Source organism: Streptomyces sp. SID14436 (assembly GCF_010548465.1).
Taxonomy (GTDB): Bacteria; Actinomycetota; Actinomycetes; order Streptomycetales; family Streptomycetaceae; genus Streptomyces.
Genome location: NZ_JAAGMD010000133.1, coordinates 1 through 1,132, shown reverse-complemented (window position 1 = coordinate 1,132; position 1,132 = coordinate 1). Strand labels below are relative to the sequence as shown.

1 protein-coding gene and 1 pseudogene are annotated in these 1,132 nt (G+C 78.7%); both read right to left on the bottom strand.

Going from position 1 to position 1,132, the window contains the following annotated elements:
- Window positions 1-169 (bottom strand): annotated as a pseudogene (locus tag G3I53_RS33615) (hydroxyacid dehydrogenase); the annotation flags it as partial.
- 134 nt (window positions 170-303) lie between these two features.
- On the bottom strand, window positions 304-1,119 hold the full coding sequence (locus G3I53_RS04885) for a transferase (RefSeq protein ID WP_164438047.1): 816 nt from the start codon (window positions 1,117-1,119) through the stop codon (window positions 304-306).
- Between the last annotated feature and the right edge of the window lie 13 nt (window positions 1,120-1,132).

The following is a 1,132-nucleotide window of genomic DNA, read 5'->3' as shown; positions in this document are numbered from 1 at the left end:
GCACGGCACGCGCCCCGGGGGTGGTCAGGTCGTCGAGCACCGGGGGCCCGGTGAGGTCGCAGACCTCGGCGAGGGCCGCGAGCGACTCGGCGTCGAGGACGGCGGCCGCGGCGGCCGGGGACATGGCCAGGGCGGCGCGCGGGCGGCGGCCGGGTGGCGACTGGGTCATGGGGGCGACACAACCGTCCGGCACGGTGCACGGTCAAGCGTCCGGCCGGGGGAACGGCACCGGGCGCCGACCGCTCGCGGCGGCCGCCTGACCGCGCTCCCGCTCCCCCGGCCCCGGCGTCCGCGGGCCGGCCGTCAGCCTTCGGCCGCCCGGGTCACCGCGAAGGAGAGGTCGTTGTCGACGGTGTAGTAGGGCCGCAGTCCGGACCCGCCGACCGTGACCCGCGGATACACGTGGACGCGTTTGCGGTCCGCCACGTCGTCGAGCAGGCGGCCGACCCGGATGAGCGGTGCGTCCGCGGCGGGCCGCACGTACACGTCCCAGATGTGGTCCCCGTCGTCGACCGGTCCGGTGTGGGGCACCGTGAAGGCGACGTCCCGGCCGTCGGTCTCCACCGGCAGTTCGCGCACGGTGCCGGTGCGTCCGCGCAGCCGCAGCACCGCGGCCGCTCCGTCGGCGCACCGCGCCCCGTGGAGCCGGGCGCGCACGGTCAGGGCACCGTCGTCGAGGGTGAGCGGCCCGGCCTCCGCGTGCGCGGTGCGCAGCCAGGCCCGGACGGCGAGGAAGCCGTCCCGGGTGGTGTAGGGCACCCGGACCGCCACCGGCGAGGGCCGGTCGCGTCGACGGCCGTCGACGAGCGCCCGCACGTCCCGCAGCCGGGGGCGCAGTCGCCGGCGCGTACCGTCCGGGCCGGTCAGCAGGTAGGTGTCCCAGCGGCCCTCCTCCAGCGCGGGCTCCGGGGGCAGCTCGGCGCGCGGCCGGCCCTCGTCGCCGTTCTGCCGGAGGCCGATGAGCAGCGGTTCCTCCTCCGGGCGTCCCGTGCCGGGGCGGCGGACCAGCGCGAGCCGGGCGTGTTCCGGCGCGGGCCCGCAGAGGGTGACGGTGAGGCGGCCCGAGGCGTCGGCCGTGCAGTCGGCGCGGGGGTGCGGATCGCGTTCGCCGGCGGTCATCGGCGTCCCTTCC

Coding starts and splice junctions, on each gene's coding strand:
- G3I53_RS04885 (WP_164438047.1), bottom strand. CDS start 1,119: ATGACCGCCGGCGAACGCGATCCGCACCCCCGCGCCGACTGCACGGCC.